Genomic DNA, 2,795 nt, shown 5'->3' with positions numbered 1-2,795 from the left:
GCCGGCTTTATCGAAAAACCCCAGAATTCGTTCTGGGGTTTTTTTATGCCTGCATTCTAGTCCATGGTTGAAACCTGCCGAAAACTTGTATTAAATCGTGACTATGTTTCGCTTGTTAAAACTACATTCCATATATGGCTAGGAGATATTATGTCTGAGGTCGTGACTTATAACCGGGAAGGCTCCATTGGCGTGATCACCGTGAACTATCCGCCGGTGAACGCCCTCAGTCATGCGGTTCGTTCCGGCCTGGTGGCTGCGCTGGAGCAGGGCCAGAAAGACGCCGACGCCAAGGTACTGTTGCTGGTGTGCGAAGGCCGCACCTTTATTGCCGGGGCCGACATTCGCGAATTCGGCAAGCCCATGCAGGACCCGGGGCTGCCGTCCGTTGTTGACCAGTATGAGAACAGCGACAAGCCAATTATTGCGGCTATTCACGGCACTGCGTTGGGCGGTGGCCTGGAAACCGCATTGGGTTGCCACTACCGGGTGGCCTTGAGCAGCGCCAAGGTGGGATTGCCGGAAGTAAAGCTGGGCTTGTTGCCCGGAGCCGGGGGCACCCAGCGCCTGCCGCGCTTGACGGGTGCCCAAAAGGCCTTGGAAATGATTACCACCGGCGAATTTGTGGGCGCTAAAGACGCTCTGGCCCTGAGCATTGTTGATGCGGTTGAGGACGGCAGCGATATCAAGGCTGCAGGCCTGGCATACGCACAGAAAGTTGCGGACGAAGGCAAGCCGGTCCGTCGCGTAAGGGACCTGACCGATAAGTTGCAGGCCGACAAGGGTAGCGACGTTTTTGAACAGTTCCGCGCCGGCTTACAGAAAAAGGCGCGGGGCCTGTTTTCCCCGTTCAAGTGCGTGGATGCGGTGGAAGCCGCTTTCAGCCTACCGTTCGAGGATGGCGTGAAGCGAGAGCGTGAACTGTTTATGGAGTGCATGGAATCGCCTCAGCGTGCCGGGCTTGTTCACTCTTTCTTTGCTGAGCGGGAAGTCTCAAAAGTGAAAGGCCTGTCCAAGGACACGCCGGTTCGGGACATTCGCACCGTCGGTGTGATTGGTGCCGGCACCATGGGCGGCGGCATCGCCATGAACTTCGCCAATGCCGGGATTCCCGTGACCATCGCCGAGGTGAAGCAGGAGGCGCTGGACAAGGGCCTGGCGGTGATTCGCCGAAACTACGAGAACACCGCGAAGAAAGGCCGCATCACCCAGGCCCAGGTTGAGGAACGCATGAGCCTGATCAGCGGCACCCTGACCTATGACGATTTCAGCGATGTGGATCTGGTGATCGAGGCGGTGTTTGAAAGCAGGGACCTGAAGAGAAAGATCTTCGGTCAGTTGGACGACGCCTGCAAACCGGGTGCGATTCTGGCGTCCAACACCTCCACCCTCAGTATCGATGACATTGCGGCGGCGACGAAACGTCCGCAGGACGTGATTGGCCTGCATTTCTTCAGCCCCGCCAACGTGATGAAGCTGCTGGAAATTGTGCGCGGCGAAAAAACCTCTGATGAGGTCAAGGCCACCGCCATGGCGCTGGCGAAGAAGATTCGCAAGGTCGGGGTCATGGTGGGCAACTGTTATGGCTTCGTCGGCAATCGCATGCTGCACAAGCGAGGCGCAGAGGCGATGGCGCTGGTCAACGAAGGTGCGAGCCCGCAACAGGTGGACAAGGTGCTGACCGATCTGGGTTTCCCCATGGGGCAGTTTGCGATGTCGGACCTGGCCGGTATCGATATTGGCTACAGCATCCGTCAGGAACGCCGCAAGGCTGGTGAGGATGTGCCGGCAAGCTGGATGGACAAGCTGGCGGAGCAGGGTCGCCTTGGGCAGAAGACCCAGGCGGGCGTGTACAAATACGAAGAGGGTAACCGCAAGCCGATTCCCGACCCGGAGGTGGACCGGGTTATTGCCGAGTTCCGCGAGGAGCAAGGTATTAAGTCCCGTGACATCACCGACCAGGAGATTCTGGAGCGGTGCATGTACGTGATGGTCAATGAGGGTGCCAAGATTCTGGAAGAGGGCATTGCCGACCGGTCGCTGGATATCGACATTACCTGGATCTATGGCTATGGCTTCCCGGCCTATCGGGGTGGGCCGATGTTCTGGGCGGATCAGATTGGCCTGGACATTATTCTTGGCACTGTTGAACAGTTCTACGATGACCTGGGGGGCGAGCAGTGGAAGCCAGCAGCCCTGTTGCAAAAACTGGTCAGTGAAGGGCGCAAGTTTTCGGACCTTTAAAAGCCTGGCCTGCTGGTATGGTGGCTGGTCCCGAGGTCAATTTCCTCATTGTTTAAGTCCTTGATCGCGTGCCTTGAATCGATAGATTCTGTTCTTGGTATGCAGCCGGTACTCTGCCTTTTATACCACTACTATAGAAGATGTCTCGCAAATTGTGATGTTATCTTTTGTTCTTCCAGTAAATTCTACGCTAGAGCCGAAAGCTTTTGACTATCAACTGATCAGTTTGTACTCAATGAGCGAGTTGAGGGATAATAGCACCATAAACGGCAACAACCCGTTGAAACCGGCTCTTTCATCCCGATCATAATAGTCACGGGATGGAAAAATGCGCAGTACGCTGTCGCATTTCGGAGACAGTATTCACACCGTTACAAAAGATAACGGTGAAAGCCAGATTCAGACACCAAAAGTACGAGCGCCATGATACTAGATATTCTCGAATACCCGGATCCCCGCTTGCGCACCATTGCCAAGCCCGTGGACGAGGTGACAGACGAGACCCGCAAGCTGATCGACGACATGTTCGAGACCATGTACGATGCGCCCGG

General features: G+C 55.9%; 2 protein-coding genes. Both read left to right on the top strand.

Annotation, left to right across the window (positions count from 1 at the left end):
- Nucleotides 1–150: 150 nt before the first annotated feature.
- Nucleotides 151–2,244 (top strand): 3-hydroxyacyl-CoA dehydrogenase NAD-binding domain-containing protein, encoded by a 2,094-nt coding sequence (locus MDG893_RS20310; protein WP_007155731.1) that lies wholly within the window; start codon nucleotides 151–153, stop codon nucleotides 2,242–2,244.
- A 423-nt stretch (nucleotides 2,245–2,667) separates the two neighbouring features.
- Nucleotides 2,668–2,795: peptide deformylase (locus tag MDG893_RS20305; protein WP_007155730.1), on the top strand; the 128-nt coding region annotated here is incomplete at its 3' end.

The sequence above is a fragment of the Marinobacter algicola DG893 genome (genome assembly GCF_000170835.1).
In the GTDB taxonomy this organism is placed as follows: domain Bacteria; phylum Pseudomonadota; class Gammaproteobacteria; order Pseudomonadales; family Oleiphilaceae; genus Marinobacter; species Marinobacter algicola.
The sequence above is the reverse complement of the archived record's forward strand: the minus strand, read 5'-3'. Positions and strand labels throughout refer to the sequence as shown.

What these genes read in the sequence shown, in the direction of transcription:
- MDG893_RS20310 (WP_007155731.1), top strand. Translation starts at nt 151, where the DNA reads ATGTCTGAGGTCGTGACTTATAACCGGGAAGGCTCCATTGGCGTGATC.